The sequence below is a fragment of the Glycomyces sp. NPDC046736 genome, assembly GCF_040645615.1.
GTDB lineage: Bacteria > Actinomycetota > Actinomycetes > Mycobacteriales > Micromonosporaceae > Glycomyces.
In genome coordinates this window covers 59,857-76,919 of record NZ_JBEYYO010000001.1, presented here as the reverse complement: position 1 = coordinate 76,919, position 17,063 = coordinate 59,857, and the positions used below count along the sequence as shown (strand labels likewise).

Genomic DNA, 17,063 nt, shown 5'->3' with positions numbered 1-17,063 from the left:
AAGGAGGAGGCATGGCGTCCAAGGCTGCCCCCCGCGGCGGAACCGAATCCGCTGACGCACCACGCACCGACGTCGATCAGGCTCTGCTCGGCGGCTCCACCTATCGCAGTCTCACCGAACTCGGGTCCGGCGCCGAGGAGAAGTTCGAGAAGGGGCGCCGCCTGGTCGGCTGGTTCCTCGCCCCGCTCGTGTCCGTCGTGTTCTACTTCCTGCCCTTCGACATGGCCCGCGACCAGCAGACCCTCGCCGCAGTGCTGCTCGGTGTGGTCGTGCTGTGGATCTGCGAGCCGATCCCGATCCCCGTCGGCGGGCTCATCGGGGTCGGCGCGGTCGTGGTCCTCGGGGTCGCGCCGCCCGACGACGTGCTGGGGCCCTTCGGATCCAGCACCGTGTTCACCTTCATCGGCGCGTTCATCCTCGCGCAGGCGATGCTCAAGCACGGTGTGGCCCAACGGGTCGCGTACTTCGTGCTCGGACTCCCCGGCGTCGGGAAGTCCACAGTGCGCACCATTGTCGCGTTCGGCGTCATCACGTGCCTGTTGTCGGCGTTCATCTCGAACACGGCCACGGTCGCCATGCTCATGCCCACCGCGCTGGGCATCCTCGCCGTCATCGCGAAGCTCTTGCAGGACCAGGGGAAGGTCCGCCCCGACTTCGATCCGCTGCGGCTGCGGGTGGGCGCGGCGCTGATGCTCATGCTCGCGTACGGCGCGAGCGTGGGCGGCCTGCTCACGCCCGTCGGCTCGCCGCCGAACCTGATCGGACGCGGCCTCATCGAGGAAGCCACCGGCGAGCGGATCTCGTTCGGGCAGTGGATGCTCATGGCGTTCCCGATCTGCGCCATCATGTTCGTGGTCCTGGTGATCGTGCTGTTCCTGGTCAACAAGCCGGAGATCCGCCGCATCGAAGGCGTCGAGGAGTACATCCGGGACAAGCGCGCCGAGCAGGGCCCGATGAGTCGCGCCGAGAAGAACACGGTGATCGCGTTCCTGTTCACCGTCACTTTCTGGCTGGTCCCGGCGGCCGTGGGCCTCATCGCGGGGACCGACTCCGCGACGTACGCGACCGTCTCCGACCGCCTCGACGAGGGCGTGGTGGCCGTCATCGGCGCCTCGCTCCTGTTCATCCTGCCGATCAACTGGAAGAAGCAGGAACCGACGCTGACGTGGAAGGACGCCGCGAAGATCGACTGGGGCACGATCCTGCTGTTCGGCACCGGCATCATCTTCGGCGCGATGCTCTCCTCGACCGGGCTGGCCAAGACCATCGGCGACGGCGCGTCGGACACGCTCGGCATCACCAGCCTGTTCGCGATCACCGCGTTCGCGGTGGTCCTGTCGATCATGATCTCGGAGACCACGAGCAACACCGCCTCGGCGGCGGTCGTGGTGCCGATCATCATCCCGCTCGCGGTCGGCGCGGGCGTCGATCCGATCGTGCCCGCGATGGCCGCGACCTTCGCCGCGTCGTTCGGGTTCATGCTGCCGGTCTCGACCCCGCAGAACGCGATCGTCTACGGCACCGGCGCGGTGCCCATGACCCGCATGATCAGATCGGGCATCTCGTTCGACCTCATCGGCGCGGTCGTGATCATGTCGCTCATCGGCGTCATGGTCGGCGTGGCGGGCATCGGATAAGCCCCTGGGGCCCGCCCTCGCGGGGCGGGCCCTAGTGTTTTTCCCATAGGCACCGCCTATCGAGCGGAGGGACATGGACGCGCGCCAACTGGGCTACTTCCTCGCCGTGGTCGACCACGGCGGGTTCGGGAAGGCCGCCGAGCAGATCCACCTCTCCCAGCCCTCGCTCTCGCAGGCCGTCGCCACGCTCGAACGCGAGCTCGGGGTGCCGCTGTTCCACCGCGTCGGGCGCGGGGTGGTGCTCAGCGAGGCCGGGCGGGAGCTCGTCGAACCGGCGCGGCAGGTGCTGCGCGACCTGGAGACCGCCCGTTCGGTCGCGCAGTCGGTCAAGGACCTGCGGCGCGGGCGGCTCGACCTGGTGTCGATGCCTTCGCCGGGGATCGAGCCGCTGACGACGATCATGTGCCGCTTCGCCGAGGAGCACCCCGGTGTGATGCTCAATGTGGACGGCGCGTTCACCGCCGAGGAGGTCGTGTCGACCGTGCGCACCGGGGTGGCCGAGATCCGGCTGCTCGGGGCCGCGGGCGACCTGCACACCGCTGAGCTGAAGGTGATGCCGATCGGCGACCAGCCGCTCGTGCTCATCTCACCGCCGGACTGCGACCTGCCCGAAGGCACGGTGGGGCAAGGCGACATGCGCGGGCTGCGGATGATCGCGTCCCAGCGCGGGAGCCTCATGCGCCGCTTCGTGGACGACCTGCTCGAACAGGGCGCGGGCGTGCAGCTCGCGGCCGAGATCGCGCACCGCACCTCGATCCTGCCGCTGGTGCTGTCCGGGTTCGGGCACGCGGTGATGCCTTCGGCGTGGACGCCGCTGGCCGAGCGCGCGGGCGCGTCGGTGCGGCGGATCGAACCGGCCTGGCGGCTGCGGATGTCGCTGGTCAGCCGCCCGCAGGGGCTCACCCCGGCTGCGCGGACGTTCCTGCGGATCGCCTCGGAGTGGACCGCGGAGTGACCCATAGGGCCGCCCGATGAGGGGCATCGGCGACCGGTCTTGGACGCCGGAGGGCTCCTCGTAGTTCACTCGTACCGGGCCGCGATCGGCCCGTCACTACGAGCGAGGAGGCTCCGATGGAACAGTTCCGCATCGCCGCGATCCCGGCCGACGGGGTGGGGCGCGAGGTCGTGGCCGCCGGACGCGCGGTCCTGGACGCGGTCGAGGCGAACGGCGGGGGCCGCTTCGCGTTCGCGTGGGAGGAGTTCCCTTGGGGCTCTGACTTTCACGCCGAGCACGGGGTGATGATGCCCGAGGACGGCCTGGAGGCGCTGCGGGCCTTCGACGCGATCTACTTCGGGGCCGTGGGCTGGCCGACCGTGCCCGACCACGTGAGTCTGTGGGGCCTGCGGCTGCGGATCTGCCAGAGCTTCGACCAGTGGGCGAACGTGCGGCCCGTGCACTTCCTGCCCGGCGTCCAGAGCCCGCTGCGCAAGTCCGACGACACCGAGCTCGACTGGGTCGTGGTGCGCGAGAACTCCGAAGGCGAGTACGCCGGGCTCGGCGGCCGGAACCTCGCCTCGCGGGGGCGCGGCGGCGAGGTCGCGGTGCAGTCCTCGCTGTTCACCGAGGTCGGCTGTGAGCGGATCATGCGGTTCGCGTTCGACCTGGCGCGCACGCGGACGCGCCGCAAGGTCTCCAGCGTGACCAAGAGCAACGCGCAGCAGTACGGGATGGTCCTGTGGGACGAGGTGTTCGCGCGCGTGGCGGCCGACTACCCGGACGTGGAGACCGAGAGCGTCCTGGTCGACGCGATGTCGGCGAAGTTCGTGCTCCGCCCCGAGGACCTCTCGGTGGTCGTGGCCTCGAACCTCAACGCCGACATCCTCTCCGACCTCGGCAGCGCCCTCGCGGGAAGCCTCGGCATCGCCGCCAGCGCCAACCTCAACCCCGAACGCCGCTTCCCGAGCATGTTCGAACCGGTCCACGGCTCGGCCCCCGACATCGCGGGCCAGGGGGTCTCGAACCCGATCGGCGCGATCGGCAGCGCGGCGATGATGCTCGACCACTTCGGACTCGCGGCGGAGGCCGCGCGCATTCGGACGGCGATCGAGACCACGACCGCCCAAGGCACTCGAACCCGGGACATCGGCGGCACCGCCGACACGGCCGAGGTGACCGAGGCGATCATCGCGAACCTTCCCCGTTGACGGCGGTGCCGGTCGGGCGCTAGCAGGCGTTGACCCAGCGAATGTTCTTGATGCTGGCCTTGTTCGGGATCGACGTCCCGGTGGGGGTGTCGTCGCCGGGGTAGTGCAGGCAGATCGTGTACGAGGAGCCGCTCTGCGGAACGATGGTGGCCTTGATGTGGTCGTAGCCGGGGTCCTTCCAGCCCCGGTTCTCAATCCAGCCGCCGGCCGGGAGCGGGCCGATGGGGCCGGGGATGTTGCCGGTGCTGCTCGCGATGAGGCCGCGCAGTTCGTCGTAGACGCAGACCTCGCCGCGGACGCAGGTGTCCTGTTTCGTGACGTCGGCGGAGGCCGGCGCGGAGGAGACGAGCATCGAGACGCCCACGAGGGTCGCGGCCGCGGCGGCGCTGATCGCCCGTCGCATTTTCGGGATGCGCATGTGGTTTCCGATCTGAGGAGTTCGGTCAGGGACGCTTACCACGGTGACGCCGGGCCGCACGGAATCGGCACGGATTCGGCACCGGTGCCGGGACGAAAACACTTAGCTCTTGCGCTAAGTGTTTTTCGCGTGCATACTTAGCCTCATGGCACAGTATTCGGCTGAGGTGGACGGGGTGTTCCTCGCGCTCGCCGACCCCACGCGGCGGGAGGTCGTGCGGCGGCTCGGGCGGGGGCCCTTGAGCGTGGGCGACCTGGCCCGCGGATTCTCGATGACCTTGCCGTCGTTCATGAAGCATGTGCGGACGCTCGAAGCGAACGGGTTGATCCGCACGGTCAAGACCGGTCGGGTGCGCACGTGCGCGCTGCGGCGCGAGCGGCTCGCCGTCATCGACGACTGGCTGGCCGAGCAGCGCCGCGAGTGGGAGGAGCGCACCGACCGCCTGGAGAGGTTCGTCACCGAAACGAAGGAGCACGATCATGGACCCTGAACTGGATCTGACGCTTGAGCGGGTCATCCACGCGCCTCGGGCGGTGGTGTGGCAGGCGTGGACCGATCCGCTGCGGCTGTCGCAGTGGTGGATTCCCGCGCCGATCGTGTGCCGGGTGGAGCAGCTGGAGGTGCGGCCCGGCGGGGCGTTCGTCACGCGGATGAGCGAGGACGAGGGCGAGACGTTCGTGCCGCACATGGACGCGGCGTTCCTGGTCGTGGAGGAGCTGGAGCGGATCGCCTTCACCAACACGATCGACAGCACCTGGCGGCCGGTGGATCCGATGCCGGTCGCGATCACCGCCGAGATGACCTTCGGGGACCACCCGGACGGCACGGACTACCGGATCACGGTGCGCCACGGCGATCCCGCTTCCCGTGCGCGGCACGAGGAACTGGGGTTCTCCGATGGTTGGGCCACGGTCGCGGCGCAGCTCGCGGCGGTCGCCGAGACCGAGGCGCTACGCGCCTGAGCGGGGAGTGAGCCGCTGGAGCTGCGTGACGTGGGCCGGTTCGAGTCCTTCGAGCGAGGCCACGCCGAGGAGGCGCATCGTGCGGCGGATCTGGTCGGCGAGGATCGCGATGGTGCGGTCGACGCCTTCGCGGCCGCCGGCCATGAGGCCGTAGAGGTACGCGCGGCCGATGAGCGTGAACCGGGCCCCCAGGGCCACTGCGGCGACCACGTCGGCCCCTGAGGTGATGCCGGTGTCGATGTGGATTTCGAGGTCGCGGCCGACTTCTCGCGAGACCTCCGGCAGGAGGTGGAACGGGACCGGGGCGCGGTCGAGCTGGCGGCCGCCGTGGTTGGACAGGGTGATCGCGTCGACGCCGAGGTCGGCGAGGCGCTTGGCGTCGCCGAGGGTCTGGACGCCCTTGACGATGAGCTTGCCGCGCCACTGGTCCTTGATCCAGGCGAGGTCCTCGTAGTCGACCGAGGGGTCGAACATGCCGTCGATGAGCTCGGCGATCGTGCCGGGCCAGCGGCTCAGCGAGGCGAACGCGAGCGGCTCGGTGGTGACCATGTCGAACCACCAGTTCGGGTGCCGGGCCATGTCGAACAGGGTCCCGGCGGTCAGGCGCGGCGGGATCGAGAAGCCGTTGCGCTGGTCCCGCAGCCGCGCCCCGGCCACAGGGACGTCCACGGTGACCACGAGCGTGTCGAACCCGGCGGCCTCGGCGCGCTCGACGAGGGCCATCGAGCGGTCGCGGTCCTTCCAGACGTAGAGCTGGAACCAGTTGCGGCCCTTGGGAGCCGCGGCGGCCACGTCCTCGATGGAGGTGGTGCCCATGGTGGAGAGCGTGAACGGGATGCCCGCGGCCTCGGCGGCGGCGGCCCCGGCGCGTTCGCCCTCGGTGTGCATCATGCGGGTGAAGCCGGTGGGGGCGATGCCGAACGGGAGCTCGGCGCGGCGGCCCAGGACGTCCCAACCGGTGTCGACCGTGGACGTGTCGCGCAGGATCGCGGGGTGGAACTCGATGTCCTGGAATGCCTGTCGGGCCCGGGCCAGGGACAGCTCGCCCTCGGCCGCGCCTTCGACGTAGTCGAACGGCGCTCTCGGGGTGCGCCGCTTCGCGATGGCCCGCAGATCCTCAACGGTCAGCGCGGCCGCAAGGCGGCGCCGCTTCGCATTCCACTCAGGCCGCTTGAACCGCAACAGCGGCAGCAGATCAGCAGGACGGGGAAACTGGCGCTGGGGCATCGCGGAGGCCTCACGAGACGAAACGAGCAAAGCACGACGCAGAGGGCCGCGCCGCCGACAGCATACGCTTGCCGCCCGCTTCGCGGCGAGGCCCTGGGCCGACCCGAATCCCCGACCCATACGCGCCGAAGCGCGGCCTGAGTTGTCTCCCGCCGCCATCGAAATGTATCTCGATTGTCACAGCGCCCCAACGACTTTGAAGCATGTGCGGCAACGAGGATGCGGCTATGTTGAGTCTCCGCACACTTCGGACTAAGCGATCTGGAGCCGCGCGGGACATCACACACCCCAGCAGAGGAGTACCTATGCTCACCTTCGACAAGGCCGGTCGCCGTCTCGCCGCGGCTGCCGCTGCGACGGCACTCGTGTTCGTCTCCGCCGCGCCCGCGTTCGCGGCCGAAGAATCGGCCCTCGACAAGGGTCAAACCGCCACCTCGAACTCCAGCTTTTCCTTCCTGGACCAGGAACTCCCGTTCGCCGAGCCCGGGACGCCGCTCACGACGCAGCCGGAGTACCGCGTCGATCGCGAGTCCCCGGTCGAGGACGTGGCCGGGATCCTCCTGGTCTTCCGGGACTCGCAGAGCCTGGAGCGCCTGCTCGATGACGGGACGTACGAGTCGACCAACCACGCCTACGCGGCTGCGGGCTACGACAACTGCATCTACGTCCCCTCTAGCAAGGCCACGCAGTGCTTCCTGCCCTACGACGTGGAACTCGGGAAGACCTACACCTTGAGCGGGCCCCTGACCTACGTGATCGTGGGGGCGCTCACGGACGACGACGCGGGCGTGTACACCGCGCGGGACATCGACGCGGGAGTGTTCGAGGGCTACGCCCAGATCCACGGCTACGACCCCGACAACGAGAACAACCTGACGCTCGTCGAAACCACTCCGACCAGGGGCGGCGATTACTACGACGACTTCGGGCTCGTCACTTGGGAGACCCCTCGCGGCTAACCGGCAGCACAGAGGCCGCCGTCCGGGTCGGGCGGCGGCCTCGTCGCTGTCTAAAGCGTGGCGAGCCAGTTCTCCAGGGCCGTCCTGTAGGCGGCCGGGTCCTCGTTCCAGGAGGCCGTGTGGCCTGAGGCGGTGGTGACGAGGGTGCCTTGGCCGGGTTCGAGGAGGTCGGCGAAGTCGAGGGTGGCGGTGTGGTCGACGGTCTTGTCGGCGGTGTCGACGAACAGGAGCATCGGCATGTCGAACTCGTCCACGAAGTCGCGCTGGTCGAGGTCGGCGAGTTCGAGGTCGGCGCGGAACTCCACGATGCGCTTGGCCGTCCAGGTGATCGGGGCGATCACGTTGCGGTCGGCGGCCTGCATGTCGAGGGTCGAGTTCCAGTCCATGACCGGGGAGTCGAGGGCCACGCCGCGGACCTCGCCGGTGTCGGCGAGCTTGCGGGCCGCGGTGGAGACGATCGCGCCGCCCATGGACCAGCCGTGGAGGACCACGTCCTCGGCGCCGTTTGCCAGCGCGTAGTCGACGGCGTCGATGATGTCGTCGCTCTCGTACTGGCCGAGGCTGTGGATGCCGTCGGGAGCGTCGGGCGCGCCCACGTCGTTGCGGTGGGTCACGGCGAGCACGGGGTAGCCGAGGGACTGGTAGACCTCGACGCCGCGGAGGGTCTCGGCCGGGTCGGCGTTGCGGCCGTGGACAGCGATGACCCAGGTGGACCGCTCGCCGGGGAGGTACCAGGCGGGGGCGGGACCGAGCTCGGTCTCGATGTCCACTGTGGTGAATTCGAGGCCGAGGGCGGTCTGGGGGTCGTCGCGGTAGGCGTAGGTGTCGACGCGGACCTTCGTGCCTTCGGTGAGGTCGCCGAAGAGGACGCGTTCGAGGGAGCGCGTGACGGTGTCGTCGTCGGTGTCGATCACGTCGCCGATGAGGGCCTGGCCGTCGGCCCAGGCGAGGCCCCAGGTGCCGGGCTTCTCGGTCTGCTCGCCGCGCGGGAGGGTCACGGTGGTGGCGTCGACGGCTTGGACGGTGAGCTCGTACTCGCTCTCGGAGTGGTTCACGTTGACGACCTCGCCGGAGAAGTACCAGCCCGCGCCGCCGAGGGCGGCCAGAGCGAGGACGAGGAGCGTCACGAGCGAGATGGCGAGGGGCCGCAGCCAGCGGCGGCGACGTTTCGGGGCGGGGGCTTCGGTTTCGGCGGTGGCGGTCACGGCGGTCCTCGGGGCTCGGGCGGGTGGTTCGCTCGATAGTAATGCGCATGGGCGCGGCCCCGGCCTGGGCGGCCGGGGCCTAGTGCCCGTGGTGGGCGTGGACCACCGCGTGGCCCTTGCCTCGCGAGATGAGCCAGCGGTTGATGGGCACGGTGAGGACGAACGCGACGGCCAGCGCGGCGGCGAGCGAGAGCCAGAAGCGCGCGTCGGCGAGCCCGGCGGCCATCGCGCCGGGGATGGCGAGCATGAACGCGTTGTCGGCGATCTCCATGACGAGGATCGACACGGTGTCCGCCGCGAGCGCGATCTTCAGCGCCGCACGGAAGTCGAGCCCGGTCCGCATCACGCCGTGCATGGTGAGCGCGTACCCGAAGACGAACGCGAGCGCGATGGCGAGCGCGATAGTTGCCGCGTCATGGAACCCGAGCGCGGTCCCGATGACCATCCCGAGCACTTCGCCGATGGCGCAGCCGGTGAGGCAGTGAAGCGTGGCCGAAACGGCCATGCCCCAGGTCGCTTTGACGCGGGACGGAGGCGCGGTGGCGTGGTCGTGCGGGCCGGAGCCACCGTGCGCGGCGGTTCGGCCGTGCGAGCCGTGACCGTGGTCGGCCCGCGCCGCCCCGGGTTCGGCGTGGTCGTGAGACGCGGCGCTGACGCGGGCGGCTAGGCCACCGTGGTCGTGCGCGGTACTCCCCTGCGAGCTGCCGACGCCCCCACCGCCGTGTGCGGCGCTGTCGGGCACGGCCTCGCAATCACCTTGCGCCGCCTCAGGGCCGCCGTCCGCGGCATTGCCGCCGCGGCCGGCGTGCCCAGCGTGGCCGTGTGCGGCATTCTTGGGCGAGCCGTCGGCTCCCCCACTGCCGTGCGAGCCGCGACTTTGGTCGGCATGCGCCGCTTCGGCTTCAGCGTGGTCGTGAGACGCGGCGCTGCCACGGACAGGCGAGCCGCCGTGGTCGTGCGAGCCGCGTCCGCGCACGCCACCCGCGCTACCGCCTTGTCCCGCTTCGGCGTCGCCGAGCGCAGCGGAGCTGCCATGATCGAGCGCGGCACTCCCCTGCGAGCCGCCGACACCTCCGCCGCCGTGGTCGGCGCTGTCGGGCACGGCCTCGCGATCACCTTGCGCCGCCTCGGGGCCGCCGTCCGCGGCGATGCCGCCGTGGCCGTGGTCGGCATGCGTCGCTTCGGTGTCGCCGAGCGCGGCGGAGCCGTCGTGGTCGGCGTGGTCGGGCGCGGCCTCGCTGCCGCCTTGCGTCGCTTCGGCTTCGCCTGGCGCGGCGGGGCCGCCGGGCTTTTGCTCGGCGGCTCCGTCGTGGTGTTCGTGGTCGTTCACTTCGCGTTCCTCTCGCGTGCGCGTTACAGGGCGCGGAAGGTCCGCAGGCGGAGGCTGTTGCTCACCACGAAGACGCTGGAGAAGGCCATCGCGGCCCCCGCAAGCATCGGGTTGAGCAGGCCCATGGCGGCGAGGGGGATCGCGGCCGTGTTGTAGGCGAAGGCCCAGAACAGGTTGGCCTTGATCGTGCCGAGGGTCCTGCGGGACAGGCGGATCGCGTCGGCCGCGGCCCTCAGGTCGCCTCTGACCAGGGTCAGGTCGGCGGCCTCGATCGCCACGTCGGCGCCGGTGCCCATCGCCAGGCCCAGGTCGGCCTTGGCGAGCGCGGCGGCGTCGTTGACGCCGTCGCCGACCATCGCCACGGTCTTGCCCTCGGCCTGGAGCCGCGCCACCACGTCGACCTTGTCGGCGGGCAGCACCTCGGCGATCACCTCGTCGATGCCGACCTCGGCCGCGACCTGCTCGGCCACCGCCCGGTGGTCGCCGGTGAGCAGCACCGGGGTCAGGCCGAGCCGCTTGAGCCGCGCCACGGCCTCGGCGCTGGTGTCCTTGACCGCGTCGGCCACCACGAGCACCCCGCGGGCCTCGCCGTCCCAGGCCACGGTCACCGCGGTCCGGCCCTGCCCCTCGGCCTTCGCCTTGGCGGCGACGAGCTCCTCGGGCAGCGTGAGCGACCATTCGGTCAGCAGGCTCTCGCGGCCCACGAGGACCGCGTGGCCCTCGACGACGCCTTGCACGCCTTTGCCTTCGATGTTCGTGAACTGGTCGACCTCGGGCAGCGGACCGGTCTCCTCGGCGGCGCCCTTGGCCACGGCCTGCGCGATCGGGTGCTCGGAGGCGTGCTCCAGGGCCCCGGCCAGGCGCAGCAGCTCAGTGCGGTCGGTGCCTTCGGCGGCCACCGCGTCGAACAGCGTCATCTTGCCGGTGGTCACGGTGCCGGTCTTGTCGAGCACGATCGTGTCCACGCGCCGCGTCGACTCCAGGACCTCGGGGCCCTTGATGAGGATGCCGAGCTGCGCGCCGCGACCGGTGCCCACGAGCAGCGCGGTGGGCGTGGCCAGCCCGAGCGCGCACGGGCAGGCGATGATGAGCACCGCGACCGCGGCGGTGAACGCGGCGCTGGGCGGGAAGCCCGCGCCGATCCACGCGCCGAGCGAGGCCACCGCGATGGCGATCGCGATCGGCACGAACACGCCCGAGACGCGGTCGGCGAGGCGCTGGACCTCGGCCTTCCCCGACTGCGCGTCCTCGATGAGGCGCGCCATCTGGGCGAGCTGCGTGTCCGAGCCGACCCTGAGGGCCTTCACGGTGAGGCGCCCGCCCGCGTTGACGGTGGCGCCGGTGACCGCGTCGCCGGGACCGACTTCGACGGGCACCGACTCTCCGGTGAGCAGCGAGGCGTCCACGGCGGAGGTGCCGGTGACGACCGTGCCGTCGGCGGCGATCTTCTCGCCGGGCCGCACCACGAACTCGTCGCCCACGGCGAGGTCCTCGATCGGGATGCGCGACTCCACGCCGTCCTTGACGACCGCCACGTCCTTCGCGCCCAGTTCGAGCAGGGCCCGCAGGGCGGCCCCGGCGCGGCGCTTGGAGCGCTTCTCGAAGTAGCGCCCGGCGAGCACGAACGCGACTACGCCCGCACCGACTTCGAGGTAGATGTTCCCGGCGCCGTCGCTGGGCTCGACGGTGAGCTCGAACGGGTGCGTCATGCCCGGCTCTCCGGCGGTGCCGAGGAACAGCGCGTACAGCGACCACAGCAGCGCCGAGAGGGTGCCCACCGAGATGAGCGTGTCCATGGTGGCCGCACCGTGACGCAGGTTCGTCCACGCGGCCTTGTGGAACGGCCACCCGGCCCACAGGATCGCGGGCGCGGCGAGCACCAGCGAGGCCCACTGCCAGTAGTCGAACTGGAGCGCCGGGATCATCGACATCGCGACCACGGGGGCCCCGAGCGCGATCGCGCCGATCAGGCGCTGGCGCAGCGAGTCGAGCTCGGGGTCGGCGTCCGGATCGACCTGCGCCGCCTGGGGCGGCGCGGGTACCGCGGCGGTGTAGCCGGTCTTCTCGACCACCGCGATGAGCTCGGCGGCCTCGACGCCCTCGGGCGCGGTGACCTTGGCCTTCTCGGTGGCGTAGTTGACGCTCGCCGAGACGCCGTCGAGCTTGTTGAGCTTCTTCTCGATGCGCATCGCGCACGAGGCGCAGGTCATGCCGCCGATGTCAAGCTCGATCACATTGCCCCGCAAGGGGGTCTGTTCGGGCTTGGCCGGTGAGCCGGACATGGGGAACTCCTTCGGGTGCGTCAGCGGGCGTCGGCCGCGAACTGCGCGGTGTAGACCTGGCCGTCGACTTGGAAGTCGAGGTAGAGGAGGTAGCGGCCGGGCGTGGGCGCGGAGGCCGCGAACACGATGTCGGGCCCCGAGAGGACTCCGGGCTCGGCGTCGCCGCCTTCGGGGTGGACGTGGAGGTACGCGAGGTCGCCTTCGCGGAGCGCGACCAGGTGGCCGTACGCGCCGAGGTAGGGCTCCAGCGCGGTCACCGGCTCGCCGCCCTGGGTGACGGTGAGCGTGAGCTCGGAGGACTCCCCCGCGGTCAGCTCGCCTTCGATGGCGACCTCGAAGTCGCCGGTCCGCGCCGTCTCGGCGACGGCCAGGGGCGCGGCCGTGGCGAGGTCCCCGGCCACGTTCACGGTGCGGGCCAAGGTGACGTCCTCACCGCCCTTGGGAACGAAGTCGGTGTAGACGCGGTAGGACCCGGCCGCGTTCCACTCCCACGGGATCGACCAGACGCCCTCGGCGTCCAGCTCGGGGTGGACGTGGCGGAACTGGGACCCGTCGGAGCGGACCACGATGAGGTGCAGGTCCTTCTCGTGCGAGGTCTCGTACTCGGTGAGCGGCTCGCCGTGGGCGTCCGCGATGGTGAACGACAGCGCACCGGCCTCGCCGGTGACGGCGGGCGCGGCGACCTCGCCGAGGAGGTACCCGTCCTGCTCGATGCCGAGCCCGCGCGGTGCCTGCGCGGCCGGTTCGCCGTGGGTGTCGTGGCCTTCCACTTCCTCTGTCCCTTCGTCTTCCATGCCGTGCTCGTCCATGTCGTCTTCGGTGGCCGACCAGTTCTCCACGGTCCGCTCGGGGACCACGGCGCCGCCGATGACGAAGGCGGCCGCGAAGACCACCGCGAGTCCGGCTCCGTAGAGGCCGATGCGCTGCGGGGCGTTCATGTCAGGCCCGCACGGCCTTGTAGCCGGCCTCGTCGACCGCGTCGAGCACGGTCTGGTCGCTGAGCGCGCCCTCGGCCGTCACCTTCAGTCTGCCGGTCTTGGCGCTGACGTCGACGGTCTTCACGCCCTCGATGGCGCTGACCTCGGCGCGCACCGAGCCCTCGCAGTGGCCGCAGGTCATGCCGGTGACGTCGTATTCGAGTTCGATGAGGCTCATGTCGTGCTCCTTCGCTCCGTTATACCCCTAGGGGGTATCTCTGAGGTACATGTATACCCTACCGGGGTATGAGCGTCAACCCCGGGGGACGGCGATTTTTCAGAGCGAAACGGCCCGGTGCGCGACGCACCGGGCCGTTCGTCCGGTTCGAATCACTCGCGCCCGCGCGTCCACAGGCCCCAGGCCTGCGCGTACGGGCCGTCGGCGGCCGCGAGGTCGGCGTGCGCGCCCTCCTCCACGATCCGGCCGCGCTCCATGACCACGATCCGGTCGGCCTTCGCAGCCTGGTCGAGCCGGTGCGCGACCAGCAGGCCCGCGCGGCCCTCCAACGCGGCCGAAGCGGCCCGGTCCAGGGCCGCCGAATCGGCGCTCCCGGCCTCCGCGGTGGCCTCGTCGAGCACCGCGAGCGGCGGATCGAGCAGGACCACCCGCGCCAGCGCGAGCGTCTGCGCCTGCGCGGGCGTGAGTTCGAGCCCGCCGCCGCCGATGGCCGTGTCGAGCCCCTCGGGCAGGGCCAGGAGCGATTCGGCTCCGACGCGGCGCAGGGCCGCCTCCAGGTCGGCGTCGGTCGCTTCGGGCCGGACCAGGTCGAGGTTCTCGCGCAGGGTCCCGTCGAAGACGTGGACCTCCTGGGTGACCAGCGCGGTCCGGACCGGCGCCGAGGCGGCCCCGGACTCGGGTTCGAGGACCCCGGCCACGACCGCGGCGAGGGTGCTCTTGCCGGCCCCGGAGGAGCCGACGAGCGCGACGGTCTCGCCGGGGGCGATGCGCAGGTCCACGTCGTCGAGCACGGGATGCCCTGGGGTGTAGGCGAAGCGCAGGCCCTGAACCTCGGCGGCCGTGTCGGACGCGGGTTCGGGCCGGTCGGCGGGCGTGTACTGCTCGGCGCGGATGACGCCGACGATGCGGCGCATGGACGCCAGGGCCGACTGGAGGTCGTCCACGACGTACATGAGGCGGTTGATCGGGTCGAACAGGCGCAGGAAGAACAGCATCGCGGTGGTGGCCGCGCCGACGGTGCCCTGGCCTTCGCGCACGAGCCAGAACCCGACCACCAGGATCGAGCCCATCCCGAGGAACTCGGCGAAGTTCAGGCGCGCGAAGAACCCGTTGATCACGGTGCGGGCCCGCACGGCCCACTTGGTGACCTCCCAAGAGGCGCGGGCGATGCCTGCGCCGTGGGGGCGCGAGCGCCCGAAGGCGTGGACGGTCTCGATGCCGCGCAGGGACGCCAGGAGCAGGTGGGCCCGTTGGGCCATCGCGGCGCGCTCGGCCTCGTACACGTGCGGGGCGTTGCGGCGGTGCCAGCGCAGGGTGCGCCAGTGGACGGGCGCGACCAGGAGCACGGCGGCCACCGCGTAGCGCCAGTCGAGTGCGGCCATGCCGACGATGGTCATGGCGATGGTGAAGGCCGAGCTGGTGACGGCGGGGACCACGACGGGCGCGGCTTCGGCGACCACGGCGACGTCGTCGCCCGCGCGGGAGACGAGGTCGCCCGCGCCGGCCTTCTCCAGGGCGGCGCGCGGGAGGGCGAGGCCGCGGGCGACCATGCGTTCACGGGTGGAGGCGAGCACGCGCTCGACCAGGCGGGTCGCGCCGACTTGCCCGAACCCGTCGAACACGGCCGCGGCGAGGGCGCCGACTGCGATCGCGGCGGCGATCCACCAGATGCGTTCGGCGCCTTGGCTTTCGGAGACCACGTCCACGAGCGCGCCGAGCGCGGCCGGGGTGACCAGGCCCGCGGCGGCCCCGGCGGTGAGGAGCGAGACGACGCCGACGACTCTCCAGGTGCCGCCTTTGAGGGCGAGGCGCACTTCGGCGCGGACCTGGGCGGAGGTGGCGAGCGGGAGCGGTTCGCGGGTGTCACTCATGGGTGCTCCCTTCGAGGCCGGTCGTGGAGAGCTGCGCGGGGGCATCGGCGACAGGCGGCGACGAAGCCGGGCGGCGCGGCGGGCGCGGTTCGGCGACGGACGTGAGGCGTCCGCGGGTGTCACTCATGGGTGCCTCGCAGGTCCACGACGCGGTCGCACACGGCCAGGAGCGCGGGCGCGTCGGTGATGAGCAGGGTCGAGCCGCCGCGGCGGGCCTCGCGCAGGCGCTCGGCGATGCGCGACTCGGTCACGGAGTCGACGGCGGTGGTCGGGTCCTGGAGGACCAGCAGCGGGGGCCGCTGGGCGAGGGCCCGGGCGAGGGCGATGCGCTGGCGCTGGCCGCCGGACAGGCGCAGGCCGTCGTCGCCGACCTGGGTGTCGAGGCCCTCGGGCGCGGTTTCGAGGATCTCCGCGCCGTCGGCGGCGGCGATCGCGGCCTCGACGTCCGCGTCGGTGGTGTCGTCTAGGGCGACGTTGTCGCGAATGGTGCCGTCGAAGAGGGCGGCGTAGTGGGGGACGACGAGCACGGCGGCGCGGAGGGCTTCGAGGTCGTAGTCGGCCAGGGGCCGGTCCTGCCAGGTGACGGTGCCCGCGTCCGGTTCGGCCGCGCCGGAGAGGACCGCGGCGAGTTCGGCCGCGGCACCGGGGTGGGCGCGCAGGCCCACGCATTCGCCGGGGGCGATGTCGAGGTCGAGGGCGGTGAGCGAGGCGGTGGTGAGGCCGGTGACGCCGAGTTTGCCTTCGCCGGGTTCGGGCCGGGCGTCGCCGTGCGGGGCGGCCCCGGGCGGGAGCTGGAGGATCGAGAGCACGCGGTCGGCGGAGGCGAGCGCGGTCGCGAGGATCGCCCCGAAGTTGGTGGCGAAGGAGCCGAGCGGTCCGAGGATGATCTGGGCCAGGCCCACCACGGTGATGAGCTGGCCGACGGTGAGGTCCCCGTTCCAGGCCCGCAGTCCGGCCACGAGCGCGAGTCCGGCCACGAAGAGGCCGGTCGCCAGGCTCATCGAGCCGGTGTAGAGGCCTTGGGCCCCGGCGGCGTGGAGGCTGCCGCCGAGGGCTTCGCGGCTGGAGCGGCGGTAGCGGCCCGCGGCGGTGTCCTGCGCGCCGAGTCCGGAGATGACGCGGTAGCCGGCGATGAGGTCGGCGGCCTTGCCGGAGGCGGCTGCGGCGAGCGCGGACTGGCGTTCGCTGCGGCGGCGCAGTGGCCCGCCCGCGCGGTCCATCAGGAGCAGCAGGATCGGGACGCCGAGGAGGACGATGAGGCCGAGCTGCCAGGAGATCGTCATCAGCACGGTGGTGCACAGGATGATCGCGGCGAGTTCGCCCACCGGGTAGTAGGAGAGGATGGCGGCCCGCGCGAGGACGTTGACGTCCGAGGAGGCGATCGAGAGGGAGACGCCGGGCAGTCCGGTGCGGCCCTTGACGCCCGCGGGGTCCAGGAGCCGGTCGGCCACGAGGGTGCGCAGGCGGTGCTGGATCGCTTCGACGCCGAGCATGCCGACGCGGGAGCCGAACCGGTAGCTGAAGGAGAGCATCGCGAAGTCGGCGGCCAGGAGCGCCAGGCACAGCGCGAGGCGCACGGGGTCGCCGGTGGCGACGGCCTGGTCGATGGCGAAGCCCATGATGACCGGGACGAGGACCTCGCCGACCTGGTGGCCGATGAGGAGGGCCGCGGCCGGGACGGTGTACTTGGGGGCGCCTCCGATGACGCGGAGCGTCAGACGTCTGGCGGTGGTGCCTTGGTCGACGCGGAGCGGCCGGACCGGGATCGGCTCGTCGGGGGCCTGGAACCAGCGCGGGAGCCGCAGGCGCGGCTGCCCTTCGGTTCGGGGCGTGGCGGGATGCGGCATGGGTTCCTGTCTGCGGGTGGTGGGC

At 71.6% G+C, this 17,063-nt stretch carries 15 protein-coding genes; 6 read left to right on the top strand and 9 right to left on the bottom strand.

The features are described 5' to 3' along the window. Positions 1–11: 11 nt before the first annotated feature. The 3 genes from AB0B28_RS00360 to AB0B28_RS00350 all read left to right on the top strand — a co-directional run bounded on the left by AB0B28_RS00360 (position 12) and on the right by AB0B28_RS00350 (position 3,782). Positions 12–1,637 carry a DASS family sodium-coupled anion symporter gene (locus tag AB0B28_RS00360; protein WP_360113985.1) on the top strand — a complete coding sequence of 542 codons (1,626 nt, stop codon included), beginning with the start codon at positions 12–14 and terminating at the stop codon, positions 1,635–1,637. A 73-nt stretch (positions 1,638–1,710) separates the two neighbouring features. Beyond that, complete coding sequence (locus AB0B28_RS00355) at positions 1,711–2,592, top strand: LysR family transcriptional regulator (RefSeq protein WP_360113982.1); 882 nt, start codon at positions 1,711–1,713, stop codon at positions 2,590–2,592. Between the two features lie 116 nt (positions 2,593–2,708). After that, entirely contained in the window at positions 2,709–3,782 is a 1,074-nt protein-coding gene (locus AB0B28_RS00350) for a tartrate dehydrogenase (RefSeq protein WP_360113979.1), read from the top strand. Between the two features lie 19 nt (positions 3,783–3,801). Here AB0B28_RS00350 and AB0B28_RS00345 read toward each other — a convergent pair whose 3' ends face one another. Then, positions 3,802–4,200 (bottom strand): hypothetical protein, encoded by a 399-nt coding sequence (locus AB0B28_RS00345; RefSeq protein ID WP_360113976.1) that lies wholly within the window; start codon positions 4,198–4,200, stop codon positions 3,802–3,804. A 145-nt stretch (positions 4,201–4,345) separates the two neighbouring features. Here AB0B28_RS00345 and AB0B28_RS00340 point away from each other — a divergent pair, with 145 nt between their 5' ends. Both AB0B28_RS00340 and AB0B28_RS00335 read left to right on the top strand, forming a co-directional pair. Continuing rightward, the gene (locus tag AB0B28_RS00340) at positions 4,346–4,690 is read left to right on the top strand and encodes a metalloregulator ArsR/SmtB family transcription factor (protein WP_360113973.1); all 345 of its coding nucleotides are present in this window, start codon (positions 4,346–4,348) and stop codon (positions 4,688–4,690) included. Then, entirely contained in the window at positions 4,680–5,162 is a 483-nt protein-coding gene (locus AB0B28_RS00335) for an SRPBCC domain-containing protein (RefSeq protein WP_360113970.1), read from the top strand. The genes AB0B28_RS00340 and AB0B28_RS00335 overlap by 11 nt, the downstream gene beginning before the upstream one ends. Here the strand turns inward: AB0B28_RS00335 and AB0B28_RS00330 are convergent. After that, the gene (locus tag AB0B28_RS00330; RefSeq protein WP_360113967.1) at positions 5,151–6,389 is read right to left on the bottom strand and encodes an alpha-hydroxy acid oxidase; all 1,239 of its coding nucleotides are present in this window, start codon (positions 6,387–6,389) and stop codon (positions 5,151–5,153) included. The two genes, AB0B28_RS00335 and AB0B28_RS00330, sit on opposite strands and share 12 nt — an antisense overlap. Before the next feature lie 305 nt (positions 6,390–6,694). Between AB0B28_RS00330 and AB0B28_RS00325 the strand changes: the two genes are divergently transcribed. Further along, on the top strand, positions 6,695–7,348 hold the full coding sequence (locus AB0B28_RS00325) for a hypothetical protein (RefSeq protein WP_360113964.1): 654 nt from the start codon (positions 6,695–6,697) through the stop codon (positions 7,346–7,348). A gap of 50 nt (positions 7,349–7,398) precedes the next feature. On the opposite strand, the gene AB0B28_RS00320 is transcribed toward AB0B28_RS00325, so the two are convergent. The 7 genes from AB0B28_RS00320 to AB0B28_RS00290 form a co-directional block, all read right to left on the bottom strand. Next, entirely contained in the window at positions 7,399–8,553 is a 1,155-nt protein-coding gene (locus AB0B28_RS00320; protein WP_360113961.1) for an alpha/beta fold hydrolase, read from the bottom strand. Positions 8,554–8,632: 79 nt separating this feature from the next. Next, positions 8,633–9,058, bottom strand: coding sequence for a DUF4396 domain-containing protein (locus tag AB0B28_RS00315; protein ID WP_360114824.1), 426 nt, complete (start codon positions 9,056–9,058; stop codon positions 8,633–8,635). Between the two features lie 848 nt (positions 9,059–9,906). After that, positions 9,907–12,165 (bottom strand): heavy metal translocating P-type ATPase, encoded by a 2,259-nt coding sequence (locus AB0B28_RS00310; protein WP_360113958.1) that lies wholly within the window; start codon positions 12,163–12,165, stop codon positions 9,907–9,909. Positions 12,166–12,185: 20 nt separating this feature from the next. After that, positions 12,186–13,103: a heavy-metal-associated domain-containing protein gene (locus AB0B28_RS00305; protein ID WP_360113955.1), complete on the bottom strand. Its 918-nt coding sequence runs from the start codon at positions 13,101–13,103 to the stop codon at positions 12,186–12,188. A 1-nt stretch (position 13,104) separates the two neighbouring features. Beyond that, positions 13,105–13,320 (bottom strand): heavy metal-associated domain-containing protein, encoded by a 216-nt coding sequence (locus tag AB0B28_RS00300; protein WP_360113952.1) that lies wholly within the window; start codon positions 13,318–13,320, stop codon positions 13,105–13,107. A gap of 152 nt (positions 13,321–13,472) precedes the next feature. Further along, the gene (locus AB0B28_RS00295) at positions 13,473–15,191 is read right to left on the bottom strand and encodes an ABC transporter ATP-binding protein (protein ID WP_360113950.1); all 1,719 of its coding nucleotides are present in this window, start codon (positions 15,189–15,191) and stop codon (positions 13,473–13,475) included. 119 nt (positions 15,192–15,310) lie between these two features. Then, on the bottom strand, positions 15,311–17,038 hold the full coding sequence (locus tag AB0B28_RS00290) for an ABC transporter ATP-binding protein (RefSeq protein ID WP_360113947.1): 1,728 nt from the start codon (positions 17,036–17,038) through the stop codon (positions 15,311–15,313). Positions 17,039–17,063 lie beyond the last annotated feature (25 nt).

Bases quoted from the DNA above. Each gene is read 5' to 3' on its own strand.
- AB0B28_RS00315 (WP_360114824.1), bottom strand. From the start codon at position 9,058: ATGGCCGTTTCGGCCACGCTTCACTGCCTCACCGGCTGCGCCATCGGC.
- AB0B28_RS00290 (WP_360113947.1), bottom strand. From the start codon at position 17,038: ATGCCGCATCCCGCCACGCCCCGAACCGAAGGGCAGCCGCGCCTGCGG.
- AB0B28_RS00330 (WP_360113967.1), bottom strand. From the start codon at position 6,389: ATGCCCCAGCGCCAGTTTCCCCGTCCTGCTGATCTGCTGCCGCTGTTG.
- AB0B28_RS00310 (WP_360113958.1), bottom strand. From the start codon at position 12,165: ATGTCCGGCTCACCGGCCAAGCCCGAACAGACCCCCTTGCGGGGCAAT.
- AB0B28_RS00300 (WP_360113952.1), bottom strand. From the start codon at position 13,320: ATGAGCCTCATCGAACTCGAATACGACGTCACCGGCATGACCTGCGGC.
- AB0B28_RS00295 (WP_360113950.1), bottom strand. From the start codon at position 15,191: ATGAGTGACACCCGCGAACCGCTCCCGCTCGCCACCTCCGCCCAGGTC.
- AB0B28_RS00305 (WP_360113955.1), bottom strand. From the start codon at position 13,103: ATGAACGCCCCGCAGCGCATCGGCCTCTACGGAGCCGGACTCGCGGTG.
- AB0B28_RS00340 (WP_360113973.1), top strand. From the start codon at position 4,346: ATGGCACAGTATTCGGCTGAGGTGGACGGGGTGTTCCTCGCGCTCGCC.
- AB0B28_RS00345 (WP_360113976.1), bottom strand. From the start codon at position 4,200: ATGCGCATCCCGAAAATGCGACGGGCGATCAGCGCCGCCGCGGCCGCG.
- AB0B28_RS00355 (WP_360113982.1), top strand. From the start codon at position 1,711: ATGGACGCGCGCCAACTGGGCTACTTCCTCGCCGTGGTCGACCACGGC.
- AB0B28_RS00335 (WP_360113970.1), top strand. From the start codon at position 4,680: ATGGACCCTGAACTGGATCTGACGCTTGAGCGGGTCATCCACGCGCCT.
- AB0B28_RS00325 (WP_360113964.1), top strand. From the start codon at position 6,695: ATGCTCACCTTCGACAAGGCCGGTCGCCGTCTCGCCGCGGCTGCCGCT.
- AB0B28_RS00360 (WP_360113985.1), top strand. From the start codon at position 12: ATGGCGTCCAAGGCTGCCCCCCGCGGCGGAACCGAATCCGCTGACGCA.
- AB0B28_RS00350 (WP_360113979.1), top strand. From the start codon at position 2,709: ATGGAACAGTTCCGCATCGCCGCGATCCCGGCCGACGGGGTGGGGCGC.